Source organism: Chitinophaga sancti, assembly GCF_034424315.1.
GTDB lineage: Bacteria > Bacteroidota > Bacteroidia > Chitinophagales > Chitinophagaceae > Chitinophaga > Chitinophaga sancti.
Genome location: NZ_CP139972.1, coordinates 3,228,681 through 3,249,475 on the forward strand (window position 1 = coordinate 3,228,681; position 20,795 = coordinate 3,249,475).

Annotated in this window: 18 protein-coding genes; 5 read left to right on the forward strand and 13 right to left on the reverse strand. The window is 45.2% G+C overall.

The genetic code is table 11. The features are described 5' to 3' along the window. Positions 1 to 229: 229 nt before the first annotated feature. Positions 230 to 1,225 (reverse strand): DNA polymerase III subunit delta, encoded by a 996-nt coding sequence (gene holA, locus U0033_RS12285; RefSeq protein ID WP_072361189.1) that lies wholly within the window; start codon positions 1,223 to 1,225, stop codon positions 230 to 232. An 8-nt stretch (positions 1,226 to 1,233) separates the two neighbouring features. Continuing rightward, entirely contained in the window at positions 1,234 to 1,962 is a 729-nt protein-coding gene (locus U0033_RS12290) for a ribonuclease H-like domain-containing protein (protein ID WP_072361186.1), read from the reverse strand. A gap of 108 nt (positions 1,963 to 2,070) precedes the next feature. On the opposite strand from U0033_RS12290, the gene U0033_RS12295 reads away from it, so the two are divergent. After that, complete coding sequence (locus U0033_RS12295; protein WP_072361183.1) at positions 2,071 to 3,033, forward strand: hypothetical protein; 963 nt, start codon at positions 2,071 to 2,073, stop codon at positions 3,031 to 3,033. A gap of 343 nt (positions 3,034 to 3,376) precedes the next feature. After that, entirely contained in the window at positions 3,377 to 3,775 is a 399-nt protein-coding gene (locus tag U0033_RS12300; RefSeq protein WP_177318600.1) for a response regulator, read from the forward strand. Positions 3,776 to 3,860: 85 nt separating this feature from the next. Here the strand turns inward: U0033_RS12300 and U0033_RS12305 are convergent, their stop codons facing one another. Continuing rightward, the gene (locus U0033_RS12305) at positions 3,861 to 5,507 is read right to left on the reverse strand and encodes an ABC-F family ATP-binding cassette domain-containing protein (protein ID WP_072361177.1); all 1,647 of its coding nucleotides are present in this window, start codon (positions 5,505 to 5,507) and stop codon (positions 3,861 to 3,863) included. Between the two features lie 483 nt (positions 5,508 to 5,990). Between U0033_RS12305 and U0033_RS12310 the strand changes: the two genes are divergently transcribed. Then, positions 5,991 to 6,644: a carbonic anhydrase gene (locus tag U0033_RS12310; RefSeq protein WP_072361174.1), complete on the forward strand. Its 654-nt coding sequence runs from the start codon at positions 5,991 to 5,993 to the stop codon at positions 6,642 to 6,644. A 4-nt stretch (positions 6,645 to 6,648) separates the two neighbouring features. After that, positions 6,649 to 7,476, forward strand: a complete 828-nt coding sequence (gene murI, locus U0033_RS12315) for a glutamate racemase (protein ID WP_072361171.1) — start codon at positions 6,649 to 6,651, stop codon at positions 7,474 to 7,476. A gap of 59 nt (positions 7,477 to 7,535) precedes the next feature. On the opposite strand, the gene U0033_RS12320 is transcribed toward murI, so the two are convergent. The 8 genes from U0033_RS12320 to U0033_RS12355 all read right to left on the reverse strand — a co-directional run bounded on the left by U0033_RS12320 (position 7,536) and on the right by U0033_RS12355 (position 17,269). Then, the gene (locus U0033_RS12320; RefSeq protein ID WP_245801773.1) at positions 7,536 to 9,596 is read right to left on the reverse strand and encodes a S9 family peptidase; all 2,061 of its coding nucleotides are present in this window, start codon (positions 9,594 to 9,596) and stop codon (positions 7,536 to 7,538) included. A 106-nt stretch (positions 9,597 to 9,702) separates the two neighbouring features. Beyond that, entirely contained in the window at positions 9,703 to 11,034 is a 1,332-nt protein-coding gene (locus U0033_RS12325) for a Gfo/Idh/MocA family protein (protein WP_072361164.1), read from the reverse strand. A gap of 208 nt (positions 11,035 to 11,242) precedes the next feature. Next, on the reverse strand, positions 11,243 to 11,992 hold the full coding sequence (locus tag U0033_RS12330) for a succinate dehydrogenase/fumarate reductase iron-sulfur subunit (RefSeq protein WP_245801772.1): 750 nt from the start codon (positions 11,990 to 11,992) through the stop codon (positions 11,243 to 11,245). A gap of 66 nt (positions 11,993 to 12,058) precedes the next feature. Next, complete coding sequence (locus tag U0033_RS12335; RefSeq protein ID WP_072361156.1) at positions 12,059 to 14,032, reverse strand: fumarate reductase/succinate dehydrogenase flavoprotein subunit; 1,974 nt, start codon at positions 14,030 to 14,032, stop codon at positions 12,059 to 12,061. Between the two features lie 15 nt (positions 14,033 to 14,047). Then, positions 14,048 to 14,728 carry a succinate dehydrogenase cytochrome b subunit gene (locus U0033_RS12340; protein WP_072361153.1) on the reverse strand — a complete coding sequence of 227 codons (681 nt, stop codon included), beginning with the start codon at positions 14,726 to 14,728 and terminating at the stop codon, positions 14,048 to 14,050. A 210-nt stretch (positions 14,729 to 14,938) separates the two neighbouring features. Next, the gene (locus U0033_RS12345) at positions 14,939 to 15,502 is read right to left on the reverse strand and encodes a hypothetical protein (protein WP_072361150.1); all 564 of its coding nucleotides are present in this window, start codon (positions 15,500 to 15,502) and stop codon (positions 14,939 to 14,941) included. Between the two features lie 88 nt (positions 15,503 to 15,590). Then, the gene (gene murQ, locus U0033_RS12350; RefSeq protein ID WP_072361147.1) at positions 15,591 to 16,406 is read right to left on the reverse strand and encodes an N-acetylmuramic acid 6-phosphate etherase; all 816 of its coding nucleotides are present in this window, start codon (positions 16,404 to 16,406) and stop codon (positions 15,591 to 15,593) included. 17 nt (positions 16,407 to 16,423) lie between these two features. Continuing rightward, complete coding sequence (locus U0033_RS12355) at positions 16,424 to 17,269, reverse strand: N-acetylglucosamine kinase (RefSeq protein WP_072361145.1); 846 nt, start codon at positions 17,267 to 17,269, stop codon at positions 16,424 to 16,426. Positions 17,270 to 17,434: 165 nt separating this feature from the next. On the opposite strand from U0033_RS12355, the gene U0033_RS12360 reads away from it, so the two are divergent. Next, complete coding sequence (locus tag U0033_RS12360; RefSeq protein WP_072361143.1) at positions 17,435 to 19,045, forward strand: S41 family peptidase; 1,611 nt, start codon at positions 17,435 to 17,437, stop codon at positions 19,043 to 19,045. A 109-nt stretch (positions 19,046 to 19,154) separates the two neighbouring features. Here the strand turns inward: U0033_RS12360 and U0033_RS12365 are convergent, their stop codons facing one another. Together U0033_RS12365 and der are read right to left on the reverse strand one after the other, a co-directional pair. Continuing rightward, positions 19,155 to 19,352 (reverse strand): hypothetical protein, encoded by a 198-nt coding sequence (locus tag U0033_RS12365; RefSeq protein WP_072361141.1) that lies wholly within the window; start codon positions 19,350 to 19,352, stop codon positions 19,155 to 19,157. Positions 19,353 to 19,440: 88 nt separating this feature from the next. Next, a complete protein-coding gene (gene der, locus U0033_RS12370) occupies positions 19,441 to 20,760 on the reverse strand; it encodes a ribosome biogenesis GTPase Der (RefSeq protein WP_072361139.1) in 1,320 nt (439 codons plus the stop codon). Positions 20,761 to 20,795 lie beyond the last annotated feature (35 nt).

Below are 20,795 nucleotides of genomic sequence, written 5' to 3' on the forward strand. Positions count from 1 at the left end.
AATTTCCTCTCCACCAGGAGAGGCTAACTAAAAAGGGCGCCCCCTCTCCCGGGTGGGTGATGGAGACGAAATGGCTTTTACGCAATTCTCAGTACTTTAGTTCTTATGTTTGAAAAGAATATGGCTTCGAGATGGTATGTAACTTTAATTACAAAATCTCAAAGCAGCCCCAATTTTGAGCCGGGCTATGGGCTGCAGCCAGCTGGCATGCATAAATGCCGCTAGCTGATTAGTTCATAATTTTATAAGCCAACTCCTTCATCAATTCTCCATCTTCTACCCCGCTATCGTTAATCCCTATGCTCCGCAAATTATATGTGTGTAGCAACAATATCGCCTTCTCCGTTCCCTCCATACCGTATTGCCTGGCTGCTGCCATATAATCCTTCACAAAAAACGGGTGTACACCCAATGCCGCCGCTATCTCCTTCTCCCCTCCTTTCACACCAAAGATCTGGCTCATTTTACTAAAGAAATTATACAATGCCGGCAATACCATCTGGATAGGTCCCGCCTTGGGGTTAGCTGCAAAGTACTGGATAATGCGCATCACCTTACCCATATCTTTTTGCCCGATCGCATTCTGTAATTCAAATACATTGTACTCCTTGCTAATCCCTACATACTTCTCAATGTCATTCTCATCTATTTTTTTATCAGGCGGCAGGTTCACCAGCAATTTCTCAATCTCATTTGCCATGCGGGAAAGGTCATTGCCAATATGATCTACCAGCAGGATGCCCGCTTTTTGCGCAATCGCCCTTCCCAGGCTATTCACATAAGCATCTACCCAGGCGGCCAACTGGTTATCATACATCTTCTTGGTACTGAGTAGTACCCCTCTGTCTTTAATCAGCTTTGCCATTTTACTGCGCCCATCGATCTTCCCCTGCTTATGTGCCACCACGAAAATGGTGGAATCCAGTGGCTTATCAATATAGGCTTCCAGCTTCAGGATATCCTTCATGGCCTGAGCTTCCTTCAGCACCACTACCTGCCTTTCGGCAAACATGGGATAGCGCCTGCAGGCATTGATCACTGCACTCCAGGACGTTTCTTTTCCATATAATATCGTGAGGTTGAATCCTTTCTCCGATTCCTCCAGCAGGTGACGCTCCGCATAGTTGGTCACCTGGTCGATAAAGAAGTCTTCTTCTCCCTCCAGCCAGTATAAGGACTTGAATTTCTTTTGTTTCCAGTCTTTTATGATATCCTGATAATCCATGCCCTAAATTATTTAATATATACGACATCCCCATCTTCGATCAGGGGTACCCCCTTGAACCGCATCAGGAGCTGACCTACTGCCACCACGTCTTTCTGGCAATAGGTAACGATCCTTTCCAGGCCATTTGGCTCTCCATAATATACCTGTGCCACCATACTCCCGTCGATATCATCTTTTGGAGTAGGAATGCCCAGTACCGCTGTTAATAACTTCAGGGAAGTATAGTTCTTAAAGTCGCCAAACCTCCATAGCTGCATTGTATCCAGCATAGGAACTTCCCATGGCTTGAGATTATGCAATTGCAAAGCCGGTGGCAAAGATAACAGGTTGATGACAGACCGCCTGCAAATAAAAGGAATATCAAATTCTTTGATGTTGTGACCTGCAAACTGGAATTTGGGATTTTTTATATAAAATTTATTAACCAATTCTAAAAAACTGCTTAATAAAATCTTTTCATCGTCATGATAAATCGATTTGATTCGCAATTGGTAACGACCATTTTCTACAGTAAAAAATCCAACTGAAATACAGACAATTTTGCCGAATTCGGCATAGATCCCCGCCCTGTCAGCGTATAGGTCTTCCCATTCAGATGAATCTGGCGCAGTTTTTGCAATTTTGTCAAGCCAAAGCGTTTGCATGTTTTCCGGAAGACAGTCAAAAGCCTTGACAGCAGGTGTTGTCTCTATGTCGAGCAGTAATAATTGATCTAATGCGATATTCGGTAACACAGTTGAAAAACAGTTTATAAATTTTTATAATTAAAGTATTTTTAACACTTACATTTGTATAATTAGTTTTAACCATATAATAATTAAACTTAAATAAATAAAACGACTATGACTGAGAACACATTTAACAAACCTGCTTCGGGCTCTCCCGGATCTGAAAAACCAAGAAGCCGTAATGGACTGATATATGGTATTTTGATTGCAGCATTAGCCGGTACCTGGATCTACATGCTGTACGACAAAAATAAATCCAGCGAGATTCAAACACAACAAAGTGCTCAGATTGATTCCATTTCTTCTTCCAGGGATGCACTCCAGCAGGAATATAATGCAGCCAATGCACGTCTCGATGACCTGATCTCCCAGAATACCCGCATGGATAGCCTGGTGAAAACAAAAGATAAGGAAATTGCCGACATGAAATCCAGAATCAACGGCATTTTATCTAACAAAAATGCGACTCAGGCACAATTGGCTGAAGCACGTCGTCTGATCGAACAACTGAAAGGCAACATCAGTTCTTACCAGGAAACTATCGAAAAACTGGAAGGCGAGAAACTGGTGCTGACCGACGAACGTAATACTGCCCGTAAGGAAAGAGATTCTGTTGGCTCTATCAAAGATAGCCTCAACAAAAAAGTAAATCTCGGTTCCGTTTTACACGCTTCCAACATTCACTTACAGCCTATCATGCTGAAAAAGAATGGTAAAGAAGTAGAAACGACTAAGGCTAAACGCGCTGATCTGATGCGTATTACTTTTGATCTGGATGAGAACAGAATTGCACCAACCGGTAACAAAGAACTGTATGTTGCGATCTCTGCACCTGATGGTTCACAATTGGCTGTAGAAGCCCTGGGCTCAGGCAAATTCACACTGGATGATGGTACAGAAAAACTGTATACTGCAAAGAAAACTGTAGCCTATACCTTAGGTCAGAAACAGACCGTAGTTATAGACTGGAAACAAAATTCCGATTTCAAACCTGGTGATTACAGTGTTGAAATTTACCATGATGGATTCAAAATTGGTCAGGGTAAAGTAACGCTGAGAAAAGGCGGATTGTTCTAGTAGTTTTCCTCTATATATTATTAAATTGAATCCCGGTGTCTTCTGATACCGGGATTTTCTTTTTCCGGAAAAGGTAGTAGTCCTTCCAAAACTTAACACAAGTATCATTTTGTTAATGATTAGTTATTTGGAAAAAGACATATATAATATTCTAATTAAATCCCCCATCTTTGCACTAATCTTTTATGGTATAGCTGGAAACCCACGACCCAAAAGGTTGCAAATTTCATGTGAAAACCGGGGAATGCATAATCTTGCATCAGCGTGTGTCCCCCTCGCTATCTTATATTGTATGTTATTGGGATTGAGTTCAACAAACAGTGTTAAAATACAGGAACCGACTATGCAGGAAAACACTAAGCAGGTGTACGTTGTAGACGATGATGAGATCTTTCATTTCATCCTGAAAAAGATGTTGGAACAAAAAGCCGACAATCTGGAGATCACCAGCTTCCTCTGTGCAGAAGATGCCCTGGCCCAGTTACAGGACCAGCCGCAATACATGCTGCCTAACTTAATCATCCTGGACATGAACATGCAACGTATGAATGGCTGGGATTTCATAGAAGCCTATAAGACTATCAAACCGAGCCTCAGTCAACATATTCCCATCATCATGTGCTCATCATCTATGGACATGAGGGATATGCAAAAAGTACAGCGCACGCCGGAGCTAATGGCCTACATCACCAAGCCCTTAGATCCGATGAAGATGAAAGTGATTACTGATGTACTTGCCTGAGGCCACCGAATCAGATTATGGAATGGACAATACAATAAAAAAACGCCGGCGTTCTGCCGGCGTTTCTCTTTATATCCTAATGTGATTAAGCTAATTGTACTTTCCCTCCATACATTTCTTCTCTCATCGCTTTCACTCTTTCATCTGCCAGGTATTCGTCGAAGGACATCAGCCTGTCAATGACACCCTTAGGGGTCAGTTCGATGATACGATTCGCTACTGACTGCATAAACGTATGGTCATGGGTAGTGAAGAGTACCACACCCTTGAAGTTGATCATGCTTTCGTTGAATGACTGAATACTTTCCAGGTCCAGGTGGTTCGTAGGCTCATCCAGCACTACTACGTTTGGATCCTGCAGCATCATACGGCTGGTCATACAACGAACTTTTTCACCTCCGCTCAGTACACTGGTCTTCTTCATGATCTCATCACCGCTGAACAGCATCTTACCCAGGAAACCACGCAGGAACGGCTCATCCACATCTGTTACGTGTGGTGGCACGAACTGACGCAGCCAGTCCATCAGGTTAATGTTCTGGTCAGTAAAGAACTGTGCGTTATCGTTTGGCAGATAAGCAGTGGTAACGGTTGTACCCCATTCAAATTTACCGCTATCAGCCGTATCTTCCCCATTGATGATTTCGAAGAATGTACTCAGCGCCACGTGATCCTTAGACAGGAAAGCGATCTTATCGCCCTTGTTCACAGTAAACGTAATATCGCTGAACAATTTGTTGCCTTCGATAGATTTCTGCAGTTTCTCTACATTCAGGATCTGGTTACCCACCTCACGCTGTTGCTTGAAGATAATACCCGGATACTTACGGTTAGAAGGCTGAATATCCTCGATCACCAGTTTTTCCAGGGCTTTCTTACGGGAGGTAGCCTGTTTACTTTTAGAAGCGTTCGCACTGAATCGGGCAATGAAGTCCATCAGGTCCTTACGCTTATCTTCCATTTTCTTATTCTTATCGGCAATCTGGCGGGCCATCAACTGGGAAGACTCGTACCAGAAGGTATAGTTACCGGAAAAGATCTGGATCTTGGCACGGTCAACGTCTGCAACGTGGGTACACACAGCATCCAGGAAGTGACGGTCATGGGATACCACGATCACGATATTTTCGTAGTCGGCCAGGAAGTTCTCCAGCCAACCGATGGTTTCCACATCAAGGTGGTTGGTAGGCTCATCCAGCAGCAGGATGTCCGGGTTACCAAACAGCGCCTGAGCAAGCAATACACGTACTTTTAAGCTACCGCTCAGATCCTTCATCAGCACTGCATGCAGATCTGCACTTACGCCCAGATCACCCAGCAGGGTACCTGCATCACTCTCGGCGGTATAACCGCCCATTTCGCCGTATTCCGCTTCCAGCTCACCTGCACGCATACCGTCTTCTTCGGTAAAGTCTTCCTTGGCATAGATACTATCTCTCTCATGAGCGATCTCCCAAAGTTTCTTGTTACCCATTAATACGGTATTCAATACAGTCACCTCGTCAAACTCAAAGTGGTTCTGTTTCAGTACGGACATGCGTTCACCAGGGGTGATTTCCACAGTACCTTTGGTGGGATCTATCTCACCTGAAAGGATCTTCAGGAAAGTCGACTTACCGGCACCGTTTGCACCGATTACACCATAACAGTTGCCTTTGGTAAAGTTGAGGTTAACTTCATCAAACAACACTCTTTTTCCAAAAGAAAGCGATACGTTTTTAACACTGATCATGCTGGCTAAAGAAATTTAAGGCGCAAAGTTACGAAAAAATATACGGTTTCAAGATTTTATCAGATTAATACAATTTTAAGCGGGCAGCCTCCCCGGCCCCCACAAATAGCGGCTTTTCCCTCTCTGCAAAAGGTACCTGTATCCATCTCTTTTCCCATTCAAAAACGGGTTTCCCCTGGAGCCAGGTGAGCGATCACTCAAAAATACGGCTGAGCCGGGAATGATCCGGAGATAACCCGCAGATATCCCGCCTCTTTAAAGATGCGGCTTATAGGCGGCTTATAGGCGGGATATCTGCGGGTTATCTGCGGGTTATCCCTATTTTTCACCCGGCGGGGTTAGCCCTGATCCAGGTTCATAATCTGGTTAAATGATCTTGCTGAAGTCTACCCGAAGCCCGGCCAAGGTTCCGGCAATTTTTCTTCTCACACGAATACCTTAATTTTAACCCCTGCATTGATCCACCTTTAATTACTTTCGCCAATGACCAAATACGACGAGATTTTTGAGAACAACAGACGCTGGATAGCCTCTAAAACTGCTACCGACAAGGAATTTTTTGAGAAAATGGCTAATGGTCAGCAACCGGACTACCTCTACATTGGCTGTAGTGATAGCAGGGTGCCCACCAATGAAATCATGGGCCTGGATGCCGGGGAAGTATTCGTTCACAGGAATATCGCCAACCTGGTCAATAACACAGACCTGAATGTAATGGCTGTGATCAACTACGCCGTTCGCCACCTGCAGGTAAAACACATCATCGTATGTGGCCATTACAACTGCGGAGGGGTTAAAGCCGCCATGCAACCAGCTGACCTGGGTCTGCTCAATCCATGGCTCCGCAATATCCGCGACGTATACCGCCTGCACAAGGAAGAGCTGAATGACATCAAAAATGACCATGATCGCTACAACCGCCTGGTAGAACTGAATGTACAGGAACAGTGCGTGAATGTGATCAAGACGGCCGCCGTTCAACAATCTTACCTGCTAAATCAGTTCCCTACTGTACATGGCTGGGTGTATGACCTGCACAACGGGGAACTCAAAGACCTGAAGATTGATTTCGAAAGAGTCCTGCACGAAATTCAGGAGATCTATGACCTGACTGGTGAAGGATTGATGAAAAAATAAAACAATGACAACTGGGCCAATTGGCGTATTCGACTCCGGCTATGGAGGATTGACGGTGCTCAAAGAGATCATCGCTGCCCTCCCGCAATACGATTATATCTACCTGGGCGACAATGCCCGTGCCCCCTATGGCAACAGAGGTTTTGAAACCATCCATACCTATACACTGGAATGTGTACAGCAGCTTTTTGACATGGGCTGTCCTTTGGTGGTACTGGCCTGTAATACGGCTTCTGCCAAGGCACTCCGCACCATTCAGCAAAAAGACCTGCCGGACATAGCCCCGGATCGCCGGGTTTTAGGGGTGATCAGACCTACTACCGAAATGGTGGGTACCCTTACTCAAACAGGTGAAGTAGGCATATTGGCAACAAAAGGTACGGTGAGCTCGGAATCGTATCCCATTGAGATTAAAAAGTTCTTTCCACATGTAAAAGTGCATCAGCTGGCTTGTCCGATGTGGGTTCCTTTGATTGAAAATGGGGAAGCAGAGAGCGAAGGAGCTGATTATTTTGTAAAGAAATACCTGGATCAGATCCTGACGGATGCACCTGATATTGATACCCTCGTATTAGCATGTACCCATTATCCGATACTGACTAAAAAAATAAGGCAGTTCCTGCCTGCGGGAATCACCTTATTGTCACAGGGGAAGATCGTTTCTCACAGCCTGAAAGATTATTTACAAAGACATCCTGAAATGGAGACAAGACTGAGTAAGAATGGCAACCGAAAATTCTTTACAACAGACGATCCGGTTATATTTGAAAAGCTCACAAATATCTTCTTTGGGGAAACAGTCAAAACAGAGTTCCTGGAACTTAAAAAATGAAAAATGCCGGCGTAAAACGCCGGCATTTTTCATTAAATCATTTTCATTTTTTCATCAAATTATTTCCCTTCAAGACCTAACAGGAACGCATACTGTAAAGCCACATCTTCCAAAGGCTTGAACCTTCCTGAAGCACCACCATGCCCCGCTTCCATATCCGTCTTGAACAACAACAAATGCTTATCTGTCTTCAATGCTCTCAACTTCGCTACCCACTTAGCCGGCTCCCAGTACTGCACCTGTGAATCGTGCAAGCCTGTCAATACCAGCATATTTGGATAATCCTGTGCTACCACATTATCATAAGGAGAATAGGATTTCATGTAGTCGTAGTAGTCTTTCTTTTTCGGATTTCCCCACTCATCAAACTCACCTGTAGTCAAAGGAATACTCTCATCCAGCATCGTCGTCACCACATCTACAAAGGGCACTGCCGCAATCACCCCATTCCATAATTTCGGCCGCATATTCACCACAGCACCTATCAGTAAACCACCTGCACTACCACCCATTGCATACAAATGCGCACTATCCGTATATTTCTGCGCCACCAGGAATTCCGCACAATCAATGAAGTCTGTAAATGTATTCTTCTTTTTAAACAGCTTACCATCTTCATACCACTGCCTGCCCATTTCTTCTCCACCACGAATGTGTGCTATCGCATAAGCAAAGCCTCTATCCAGCAAACTCAATCTGCCTGAGCTAAAGCCGGGATCGATACTATGCCCGTAAGATCCGTATCCATATAACAACAGCGGCCTTTTGCCATCTTTCTCAAATCCTTTCTTGTATACAATAGAAATAGGCACTTTCACGCCATCTCCCGCTGTAGCATACACGCGTTCTGTTACATAGTTTTTAGGATCATATCCACCTAACACTTCCTGTCTTTTCTTCAACTCATTCGTCTTCGCATCCATGTCATAATCGTAGGTTGAATTAGGCGTAGTCATGGAGGTGTATACATAGCGCAAGGTCTTGGTATCAAACTCAGGGTTGATAGAAACACTGGCTACATAAGCAGGTTCATCGAAATGCAGGTAATGCTCTTTGTGAGTATGTGTATTGATCACACGCAGTTGTGTGAGCCCATTCTTACGTTCGCTCAGCACCATATGATCTCTGAACAGTTCCTGTCCTTCCAGCAGCACATCTGCACGATGCGGGATCACTTCTTTCCAGTCCCTGATATTCGTCTTATCCAGCGGGCATTCCATCAGTCTGAAGTTTTTGGCTTCATAGTTCGTCCTGATATAAAAATGCTGATCCTGGTGATCTACATCGTACAACATATCGTGCTGGCGTGGATAGAATACCCTCGCATCATTCATAGGTTTGGAAGCATCCAAGATCCTGTACTCAGAAGACAGGGTACTTTCACTTGCGATGAAGATGAACTGCCCTGATTTACTTCTGTAAGCAAATGTATTATAGGTCTCATCTTTCTCATGGAAGATCTCCTTATCCTTAGCTACTTCAGTACCTACCACGTGTCTGCCAATTCTGTCAGCACGCAGGGTAACCGGGTCTTTACCTGTATAGAAGAAGGTCTTGTTATCACTTGCCCATGCCGCACCACCGGTGGTATTCAGAATAGCATCAGGGAGGATCTCACCTGTCTGCAGGTTCTTGACACGAATGGTATACTGACGGCGGCTCACGGTATCTACACCGAAAGCTAACCATTGCCCGTCAGGGCTTACAGCCATACCACCTACCTGGTAGTAATCATGTCCTGCCGCCATTTCGTTCACATTGAGCGTGATCTCTTCTTTGGCTTCCAGGCTACCTTTTTTACGGCAGTAGATCGGGTATTCCTTTCCTTCTACGTAACGGGTGTAGTAGTAATAACCATCTTTCAGGTAAGGCACACTGGCATCCGTTTCCATGATCCTGCCTCTCATTTCCTCATACAGCTTCTTACGCAGTTGTGCAGCGGGTGCCATCAGGGTATCCAGGTAGGCGTTCTCTGCATTCAGGTAAGCAAGGACTTTAGGATCATTGCGATCATTCATCCAGTAATAGCTATCTATACGGGTATCTCCGTGAATAGTAAGCGCTGTATCTTTCTTTTCCGCTACCGGAGCGGCTATTGTTGACGTTGATTCTGCTGACATAACTTTCTTTTTTTCCTTACAGGCAAACAGGGCCATAGCTGAAACCAGGTAAAAAGCAGCGGCTATCCTCATAGGTGGTAATAATTGAGGCTATAAAAGTACAAAATTAACCTACCTCCACCATCTTCACGGGGTCCCACTTTATAGGGCGCTGCTGAAAATAACTCTCATTCGTTAGCAAAGCGGGTCCTGCCGCCCGAAGTCCAAAGGTAGCATCTTCTACCACTTTCCTGCCGCTTCGTACAGATTCATAGAAATTTGCGAGGTGTTCGGCATGGGAGTTATATCCTTCAGGTGCGTTGAACGCACTCTCTCCTACCTGTACAGGTTGCTGTCTTTGCTCAGGGCTATACTTCTCATTATATTCTTTTACATAGGCATCCTGCGTGGCTTTGGGCCAGGTATTGTAAGTATCCCAGCCACCATATCCCGGTGCCGCAGCGAGTTTATGCTTCTTTATTTTGAAGCTATCCCAGCCTAATTCCAAAATTCCTTCGGTGCCAACCAACCTTGTGAATTCACCGCCGCCACCACCATCGGCAAAGTTTACTCTCAGGTTTACCTGGAATCCCGGGTAGTCCATAAGCGCCATCACGACATCAGGTACATCGCGACCATCATTCCATTGTTTCAGGGCACCTGTAGCATACACTCTTTGAGGCCCTAAAGCACCTGTCATAAAATGCAAACCTGAAATGAGGTGTACAAACAGGTCACCGGGAATACCTGTACCATAAGCCTGGTAATTGCGCCAGCGGAAAAAGCGAATGGGATCAAAGGGAATTTTGGCAGTGTCTTTCAGCCAGGTATCAAAATCTACGGTAGCGGGTGAGGCATCGGGTGGAATGGAATATTGCCAGGCGCCAATGGCATCATGGCGATCCATGTGAGCTTCGACCAATACCAGTTCGCCGATATCACCTGCCAGGTAGCGTTTTCTCGCTTCAGCAAGGCCTATACTACTTACCCGCTGACTGCCCACCTGGAATACGGCTTTTGTCTTTGCCTGGGTGGCAATGACCTGGTGCCCTTCGGAGATCTGCTGTACCATGGGCTTTTCACAGTAGACAGCCTTCCCTTTTTCCATGGCAGCGATAGAGATGGTGTCATGCCAGAAGTCAGGGGTGGCAACGATGATCGCATCGATGTCTTTTCTTTCCAGCAGTTCCCTGTAATCGCGGGTGGTAAAGATGTTGTTGCCGTATACCTCTTTTACTTTTGTGAGGTGGCCGGTATAGAGGTCTGCAATACCTGCCAGTTCTACACCGGGAACGCTGAGTGAGTCTTTTACATCAGCAAAGCCCTGGATGCCCATGCCTACACAGCCGATACGGATCTTGTCATTGGGGGAGAATCTGGCAAAGGAAGATAATGGTCCAAGGAGGGCTGCAGTGCCGCCTACATTGCGCAGGAATGTTCTTCGGGATTGTTGGGTCATAACGGAAATTATTTGGGTACTACAGGAAATTACAACTTATGCCTGCAAAAAACAATAAACGTTGTGCTGAACTTTTGCTTTCAGCAAAAGTTCAGCACTGCGAAAGCGGGTGCTTGTCGCGGCTATCGCTACAACAAGCACCCGCAAATCCATAAAAAAAGGATGTACCCTTGTGGATACATCCTCTATATTTTCAATTACGACGATATTACTTTCCGTAAGTAAAACCAGCACTGATAAACTCCCTGTTCAAACGGGCAATATTAGTCAGTGAGATCTCTTTAGGACATTCAGCTTCACAAGCACCTGTATTTGTACAGCTACCGAAACCTTCTTTATCCATTTGAGCCAGCATGTTCAGTACACGGCTCTTCTTCTCAGGCTGACCCTGTGGCAGCAATGCCAGCTGGGATACCTTTGCAGCTACAAACAGCATAGCAGAAGAGTTTTTACATGCAGCTACACACGCACCACAACCGATACAGGCAGCAGCAGCAAAAGCAGCATCTGCATCATCCTTAGGAACAGGAATGTTGTTCGCATCCTGTGCATTACCTGTATTTACAGATACGAAACCACCTGCTTCCATGATACGGTCAAACGCTGCACGATGTACAGTTAAGTCTTTGATCACAGGGAACGCACCCGCTCTCCATGGTTCTACAGTGATGGTATCACCATCCTTGAAAGCACGCATGTGCAGCTGACAAGTGGTAGTACCCTGCCATGGACCGTGTGCACGGCCATTGATATGCATAGAACACATACCGCAAATACCTTCGCGGCAATCGTGGTCGAAAGCGATTGGATCTTTCCCTTCGTTAACGAGACGCTCATTCAGCACATCGAACATTTCCAGGAATGACATTTCAGAAGAAATCTCACTTACCTGGTAATTTTCGAAATTACCCTTCGCCTCTGCGTTTTTCTGTCTCCACACTTTAAGTGTAAGATTCATGTTATAATGTACCATCTGGTTGGACTATTATTGTTGTAAATAATCTGGCCGGAGCCAGGCAAGACCTTATTTATAGTTACGCTGAGTAGGTTTACAAACCTCAAATACCAGCTCTTCTTTATGCAGCTCATATTGGTTAGGTCCTTTGTATTCCCATGCAGATACGTAAGAGAAGTTTTCGTCATCACGTTTTGCTTCACCGCCATCTTCCTGAGATTCTTCACGGAAGTGACCACCACAGCTTTCTCTACGGTTCAGTGCATCGCGGCACATCAGCTCACCCAGTTCCAGGAAGTCGGCTACACGGCCAGCTTTCTCCAGTTCAGGGTTGAACTCATTTTGCTCACCAGGAACACGAACGTCGCTCCAGAACTCTTTCTGTAAAGCAATGATCTCATCGATTGCTTCTGTCAGACCTTGTTCGTTACGCGCCATACCGCATTTTTCCCACATGATCTTACCCAGTTTCTTGTGGAAGTAATCTACGGATTTGGTACCCTTGATGTTCATCAGTTTATCCAGGGTATCCTGTACGTTCTTCTCAGCTTCTGCGAAGGCAGGATGATCGGTAGGGATGGCCTTGGTTCTGATATCATCAGCCAGGTAGTTGCCCAGTGTATAAGGAATCACAAAGTAACCGTCTGCCAGGCCCTGCATCAGTGCAGAAGCACCCAGGCGGTTTGCACCGTGATCGGAGAAGTTAGCTTCACCCAGTGCATACAGACCCGTTACAGAAGTCATCAGTTCATAGTCAACCCACAGACCACCCATGGTATAGTGTACCGCAGGGTAGATACGCATTGGCACCTCGTAAGGGTTCTCACCGGTGATCTTTGCGTACATGTCGAACAGGTTACCATATTTCTCTGCCACTACTTCTTTACCCAATTTATCGATCAGGGCAGGAGATGCGTCGTGCATCTGTCTTTTGTTAGCTTCAATCTTACCATAACGCTCGATAGCAGAAGCATAATCGAGGTATACAGCCTGTTTGGAACTACCTACACCATAACCGGCATCACATCTTTCTTTTGCAGCACGGGAAGCCACATCACGAGGTACCAGGTTACCGAATGCAGGATATCTTCTTTCCAGGTAATAATCCCTTTCATCTTCAGGGATATCAGCTGGTTTACGGTTATCGTTTTGTTTTTTAGGCACCCAGATACGACCATCGTTACGCAGTGATTCAGACATCAATGTCAGTTTGGACTGATGATCACCGGAAACAGGGATACAGGTCGGGTGGATCTGAGTGTAACATGGGTTACCGAAGAAAGCACCTTTTTTAGTGGCCTTCCATGCAGCGGTTACGTTAGAACCCATTGCGTTGGTAGACAGGTAGAATACGTTGCCATAACCACCGGTACACAGTAATACTGCATGACCGAAATGGCGTTCCAGCTTACCAGTGATGAGGTCACGGGCGATGATACCACGTGCTTTGCCATCGATCGTTACGATCTCCAGCATTTCATGACGGGTATACATGGTTACGTTGCCCAATGCCACCTGGCGCTGTAATGCAGAATAAGCACCTAACAGCAGCTGCTGACCTGTTTGACCTGCTGCGTAGAAAGTACGTTGTACCTGGGTACCACCGAATGAACGGTTGCTCAGCATACCACCATACTCACGTGCAAAAGGAACACCCTGTGCCACGCACTGGTCAATAATATTTCCGCTCACTTCTGCCAGCCGATGCACATTTGCTTCGCGGGCACGGTAGTCACCACCTTTTACAGTATCGTAAAACAAACGGTAAACAGAGTCACCGTCGTTCTGGTAATTTTTAGCAGCGTTGATACCACCCTGTGCAGCAATACTATGTGCACGGCGGGCGCTATCCTGAAAACAGAAAGCTTTTACTTTATATCCTAACTCGCCCAATGACGCAGCAGCAGATGCCCCTGCGAGACCGGTACCCACAATGATCACTTCCATGTTGCGCTTGTTAGCCGGGTTCACCAGCTTACAATGCCCCTTATATTCTTCCCATTTATGTTCTAATGGTCCGGCAGGAATTTTTGAGTTTAACATAGCTCCTTACTTTACTTAATGTTTTAAATAGATAATCACGGGAATAGCAGCGAAACCAACAGGAATCAGTACTCCAAAAATCCATACACCTACAAAATTGATCAGGCCATTGTACTTTACATGGTTCAGACCAAAAGTCTGGAAAGCACTCTTAAAGCCATGGATCAGGTGGAAAGACAGACCTACCATACCAATAACGTACAGGATTACCAGCCAAAGCTCGGTAAACGCAACGTATACGGTGCTGTACAGGTCAACAACTTCTTTACCACCAAAAGTTCCTTTAGGCAGGTCACCGTAGTGCATAGCCCACCAGAAATCTTTCAGGTGAATGAGCAGGAATACCAGCAGAATACTTCCCATGAACGCCATTTGACGGCTAAACCAGGAAGAAGTCTGATTACCCGGATTTACAGCATACTTAACCGGACGAGCTTTTTTGTTGCTGAAAGTAAGTTGTAATGCAACCCAGAAGTGGATTATAACCGCGACTTTTAAACCCCATGCCACAAGCTGGATCAATTCGTTGTGGGCCATGAAATCCGCGTAAGTGTTAAAGCCTTCTCCGTTATCATTGAGCAGCAGCTGAAGATTACCTACAAGATGCACAATAACGAAACTACAAAGGAACAGGCCGGTAGCACCCACTAATAATTTTTTACCGATAGAGGTATTAAAAAACTGTGACCACTTCATAAGTAAAATTAGCTTCCTTAAAAGATGATATGATAATTATTCGAATATATCGCGCAAAGTTAAAGCGGGAAAAATAAAAACCAAATGATATTTCTCATATTTCGGGTAGATGAAAACCCCAATGGTATTCATTCCCAATGAGGTAGGTATGCGAGTTCCTTCACCCGGCAAAAAGGCCACGCGGAATTCATCAATTGCCCGATGCGATCACTAGTCCAACCTCCGCATCATCAGGTTATCTATCTCGTTATAAATGTGTTGGGGTTGATAAGGCCGCCATTTTTCGACATCCAGCAAGTGAACATAGTTGTCCAGGTGTGCTTTCTCGAACTCCTGCCTGGTTTGCACAGGCATATTCAAAGCCACAATCCACCCGCCGTCATCTTTGATATCATCCCACCACTCCTCGTAATAACAATCATCAGAGGAGTGAAAGTTCATTACGTTTTCAGTTATTAACAGAAATTTTCTGATCCCTGTAGCGATCATCACATCAATAACGTCTCTTTTCAGGATCATGATGTCGTTTTCAATCGCGTCATTCCATTCTCCCAATAACTCTATGATGACATAATTGAATTGATAATCAGCAAACAGCACCTTCATGTACAGGTTCCGGGAACCGAATTCATCCCATTGTGGATGGACATAATAATTATATACCGTGTTTGAATAGGTGAACTCACTGTATTCTCTTCCGTAGAAAGGCGAGCTTTCATCCTCTTCCGCAGCATATAAATGACGCCAGTTATAAAAGGGTTCTATATTGTGCATGGTTATTTTCTGAAATTACTGTCTTCACAAATTTCGCGAAAAAACTGCAAATCTGGTTTATTCATGTGGGTTGGAAAAATCAGGATGCCTACTTCCTGTATGCCTCCATTGCCTGCTTCACACTTCCGGCCTGCAGCAACAATTCTTTCGCCTGCTCATAATCTTCCAAACCTAACTGCCCCATCAGCATTCTCACTCCCCTATCCACCAGCTTATCATTTGTAAGCTGCATGTTCACCATCTTATTATCCTCCACCCTGCCTAACTGGATCATTACCGCCGTCGAAATCATATTTAACACCAGTTTCTGCGCCGTTCCGCTCTTCATCCGCGTACTTCCCGTCACAAATTCCGGCCCTACTACTACCTCGATCGGGTAATCTGCGGCTGCTGATACCGGCGACCCGGCATTACAACTAATACTCCCGGTCACAATCCCTTCTTCCCGGCATTTGTTCAAAGCCCCGATCACATAAGGTGTGGTACCACTTGCTGCAATGCCTACTACAACGTCTTTCTCTGTAATATTATGCGCTAAAAGGTCTTTCCATCCCTGCTCCTTATCATCCTCCGCAAATTCCACGGCCCGGCGTATAGCTGTATCTCCACCTGCAATCAGTCCAATCACCAATCCAAATGGCACTCCGAAAGTGGGCGGACACTCACTCGCATCCACAATACCCAGTCTTCCGCTGGTACCGGCCCCCATATAAAATAACCGGCCACCGGCCAGCATCTTATCCGCAATTACGGTCACCAGTTTTTCTACCTGGGGTAATGCTTGTTCTACAGCCTGGGGTACAGTTTTATCTTCTTGATTAATATTACTCAGGATCTCCTGCACACTCATCTTCTCCAGATGTCTATAGTGTGAAGGTTGCTCAGTGGTTCTCTGAAAAGACATTTTCGAATTGATAAATTTTAAGATTGATGATACTCCAGCAACCCTTCCATAGGGCTCCGTAATATCCTTCCCAGCTGCAACTCATATAGTTCGCAGAGCTCCTGCAGAATATCCCTGAAGTTCCAGGCTATGCTACCAGTGAAGTGCAGCGGATGTGTCCAGCTTTCGCTGTACTTATAGATGTGATTAAAAAAGAACTCGTTCAGCCCGTCTTCCAGGATGTTCTCAATAATATAGTGACCTCTGTTCTCTCCCAGGAAACGTGCAAAACCTGCCAGATAACGGTTCGGCAATGGTTTACGGTATACGTTCTCCAGGATTTCGTCGTTGGAAGTATTATAGGTTTCGTCAAAGCGCGCCTTCAGTTCCTCGTCAAAAGAATTGTAAAGGTACATTTGCAACAGCTTTTTACCCAACACGGCACCACTACCCTCATCGCCCAGTACATAGCCCAATCCGGGATTATTCTTTACAATGCGTGTGCCATCATAAAAACCAGAATTGGAACCTGTACCCAGGATACTGGCTATACCCGGGTTTCTGCCGCACAATGCCCTGGCAGCACCCATCAGGTCATGATTCACGGTTACAGCCGCCGCAGGCCATACAGATTGCAGGGCTGTTTGTACAATTTGAACACTCTTTGGTTGTAAACAACCCGTACCATAATAAAAAATTTCTGCGATCTCAACGTCGGCAGGCAGCTGTGGTAATAGCTCCCGTTCCAGGATCTCCCTGATTTGCTGTGCGTTTAAGAAGTAAGGGCTGATGCCCTGTGTAGCAAAATGCCCGGTTTCATTGCCTCCTGTCAAACACCAATCCGCCTTGGTGGACCCACTATCTGCAATTAGCTTTATTTTCATGACACGCCCGTTAAGGTTTGAGGTTTAGGTGATGATTATTTGTTATTATGCTATTTTTGCCCCACAAGTTAAACAAAACAGGATTATATATACTACTGCTGTAAAAATTACCTAAAAATGGCCACAGCGAAGCGGGCATTGCCGCAATCTTAATACTCGAAGTTTATGTCGAACAGGAAATTGAATGTTTTTTTACCGTTACTTTTAGCCGTTGTACTGGCGTTGGGAATGTATCTGGGCCATAAAATGCCGGGGTCTAACACCGGAGCGCAAACGCTCCTTTTTAGCCGGGTAGACAGGGGACCTTTACAGGAAGTCATGGACCTTCTCAAAGTAAAATATGTAGATACCCTGAAACTGGGCGATCTGCAGCAGGAAGCGATCGAAGGCCTCCTCAGCCACCTCGACCCCCACTCCATCTACATCCCCCCTTCCAGCCTGGAAGAAGTGAATGAAGATCTGGATGGCAATTTCCAGGGTATTGGGGTGGAATTCAACATCACTGCCGATACCGTGAATGTGATCTCTGTGATCGCCGGCGGCCCTTCAGAAACGGCAGGGGTACAAACAGGCGATAAGATCATCAGGGTAAACGACAGCCTGGTAGCAGGTAATCATATTACCAGCGATAAGATCCGCCAGCTGCTGCGTGGACCGAAAGGTTCCAAAGTAAATGTGGCCATGATGCGAAACAATAAGATACTCCCGATCCAGATCACCCGGGGTATCATTCCGTTGTACAGCATCGATGCCAGCTATATGGCAACGCCGGAGATCGGGTATATTAAAATAAGTAAGTTCAGCGGCACGACCTTCGATGAGTTCATGCAGGCTATGCGCAAACTGGAAAAGCAAAAGATGAAGAAACTGGTGATCGACCTCCGCCAGAATCCCGGTGGCTATCTCGATGCGGCTACCCGTATTGCAGATGAATTGCTGGATGATAATAAACTGATCCTGTATACAAAAGGTAAAAGCTATCCGCGTACTGACTACAAATGTGAGAAACCTGGCTTGTTTGAACACGGTGCCCTGGCTATCCTTACGGATGAGGGGTCTGCAAGTGCCAGCGAAATACTGGCAGGTGCTGTGCAGGACTGGGATCGCGGTACCATTATCGGTCGCCGTACCTTTGGTAAAGGCCTGGTGCAGGAACAGTTCGACCTGAGCAATGGTGGTGCACTGCGCCTTACAGTAGCCCGTTACTACACCCCTTCCGGCAGAAGTATTCAGAAGTCTTACGCAAATGGCCGCGAGGCATATGATGAAGATATCCTGAACCGCTTTAATCATGGTGAGTTTGTAAACCAGGATAGTATCAAAGTACTGGACACCGTTAAATACAAAACAGCCAGTGGCAGAGTCGTTTATGGCGGTGGAGGTATCACACCTGATATCTTCATTCCGTTTGATACCAGCCGTTTCTCTCCGGTCCTTTCGGGTATGTATTCCCGTAGTGCCTTCAGTAATTTTGTGTATCAATACTATGTAGGGCACAAAAACGAGTTCAAACAATATAAAGATGCATCACAGTTTGTGAATCAATACCAGGTACCGGCGAGTATTATGAATGCATTCAAGAGCTATGCAGAACGTGATAGTATAAAAGGTGTAAATGGTTTGAAACCACATGATGAAGTGGAGATCCAGAATCGTTTGAAAGCGATATTGGCGAGGCAAATCTGGAGTTATGAAGGGTATTGGGAATCGCTGAATAAGAATGATGAGATGATGAAGAAAGCGATAGATGTACTGAACAAAGAAAGTAACGATTAAATAAAAAAGGCTGGTGTGCATAACACCAGCCTTTTTTATATAGGAAAGTCCTGAAAATAAAAAAGCCTTCCTGCATGCAGGAAGGCAAATTTCTTGTAAAACGTTAGTCTTACTTAGCAACTGAATCAGCAGCTGGAGCAGTAACTGAATCTGCAACTGGAGCAGCAACTGAATCAGCAGCTGGAGCTGTAGCAACTGAATCAACAGTTGGAGCAGTAGCAGTAGAATCTGTAGCAGGAGTAGAACCACCGTTACAAGCTACGAAGAACAGACCAGCAGCTGCTGCTAAAAAGAATAATTTTTTCATGCTTTGATAATTTTTAAAGATGGGCAAAGGTATATAGTTATTTTTAATTATAGAACACTTTCATCCCTATTTATTAAAAAAACAAATATTATTTCTTGCGGAAGAACAATTTGATAGGTACCCCTTCGAAATCAAAGTTTGTACGGATCTGATTCTCAAGGTAGTTACGATACGGTTGCTTCACATCATCCGGCAGGTTACAGAAAAATGCAAATGCAGGCGTATAGGTCGGTAACTGGGTTACATACTTGATCTTGATAGGTATACCCCTTACTACCGGTGGATGGAATGACTCGATCGCCTTCAGCATTACTTCATTCAGCTTGGAAGTCTGTACCTTACGCTTACGGTTTTCGTATACACGAAGGCCCTCTTCGATCGCCTTGAAAATACGCTGCTTTTCTGTTACTGAAGTAAAGATAACAGGCACATTACTGAATGGGGCCAGTCTCTCTTTCAGCTGTTTTTCGTAATCACGGGTAGTATTGGTCTTCTTATCTTCAATCAAATCCCATTTATTCACCAGCACCACGATTGCTTTACCCTTACGCGCAGCCAGACTAAAGATATTCAGATCCTGCGCAGTGATACCTTTGGTAGCATCCAGCAACAACAGGCATACATCTGCTTCATCCATCGCTTTGATAGCACGGATCACAGAATAGAATTCCAGGTCTTCCTGTACTTTCGTCTTACGGCGTAAACCCGCAGTATCGATCAGTATGAAATCTTTCTGGAACATTTTGTAGTGCGTGTGAATGGTATCCCTGGTAGTACCAGGAATATCAGAAACGATGTTACGTTCTTCACCAATCAATGCATTCAACAAAGAAGATTTACCTACATTCGGCTGACCGATGATGGCTATTTTAGGAATTTCACCTTCTTCAGCGCCTTCAGTATTTTCTTCTTCAGGTATCAGCTCAGCCACGGCATCGAGTAATTCGCCGCTACCACTACCGCTCATAGAGGACATGAAGAATACTTTTTCAAAACCAAGGCTATAAAACTCGTTGGCTTCCAGCATACGGTTATTGTTATCTACTTTGTTGACAACAAGGAACACCGGTTTGGAAGAGCGGCGCAATAACTCCGCCATATTATCATCGAGATCTGTAATACCGGTGGCAGCGTCACACATAAAGAGCAAAACGTTTGCTTCATCCATGGCGATTTTCACCTGCTTGCGGATCTCACGTTCAAAAACATCATCACTACCGTGTACAAAACCACCGGTATCAATTACGTTGAAAGATTTGCCATTCCAGTCTGCCACACCATACTGTCTGTCCCTGGTTACGCCACTCACGTCATCCACAATGGCTTTGCGCTGTTCCAGCAAACGGTTGAACAGGGTAGACTTACCCACATTAGGACGACCGACAATTGCTACTGTAAATCCAGCCATAATATTTAAAAATTACTAAACTTAAAATTGATGAA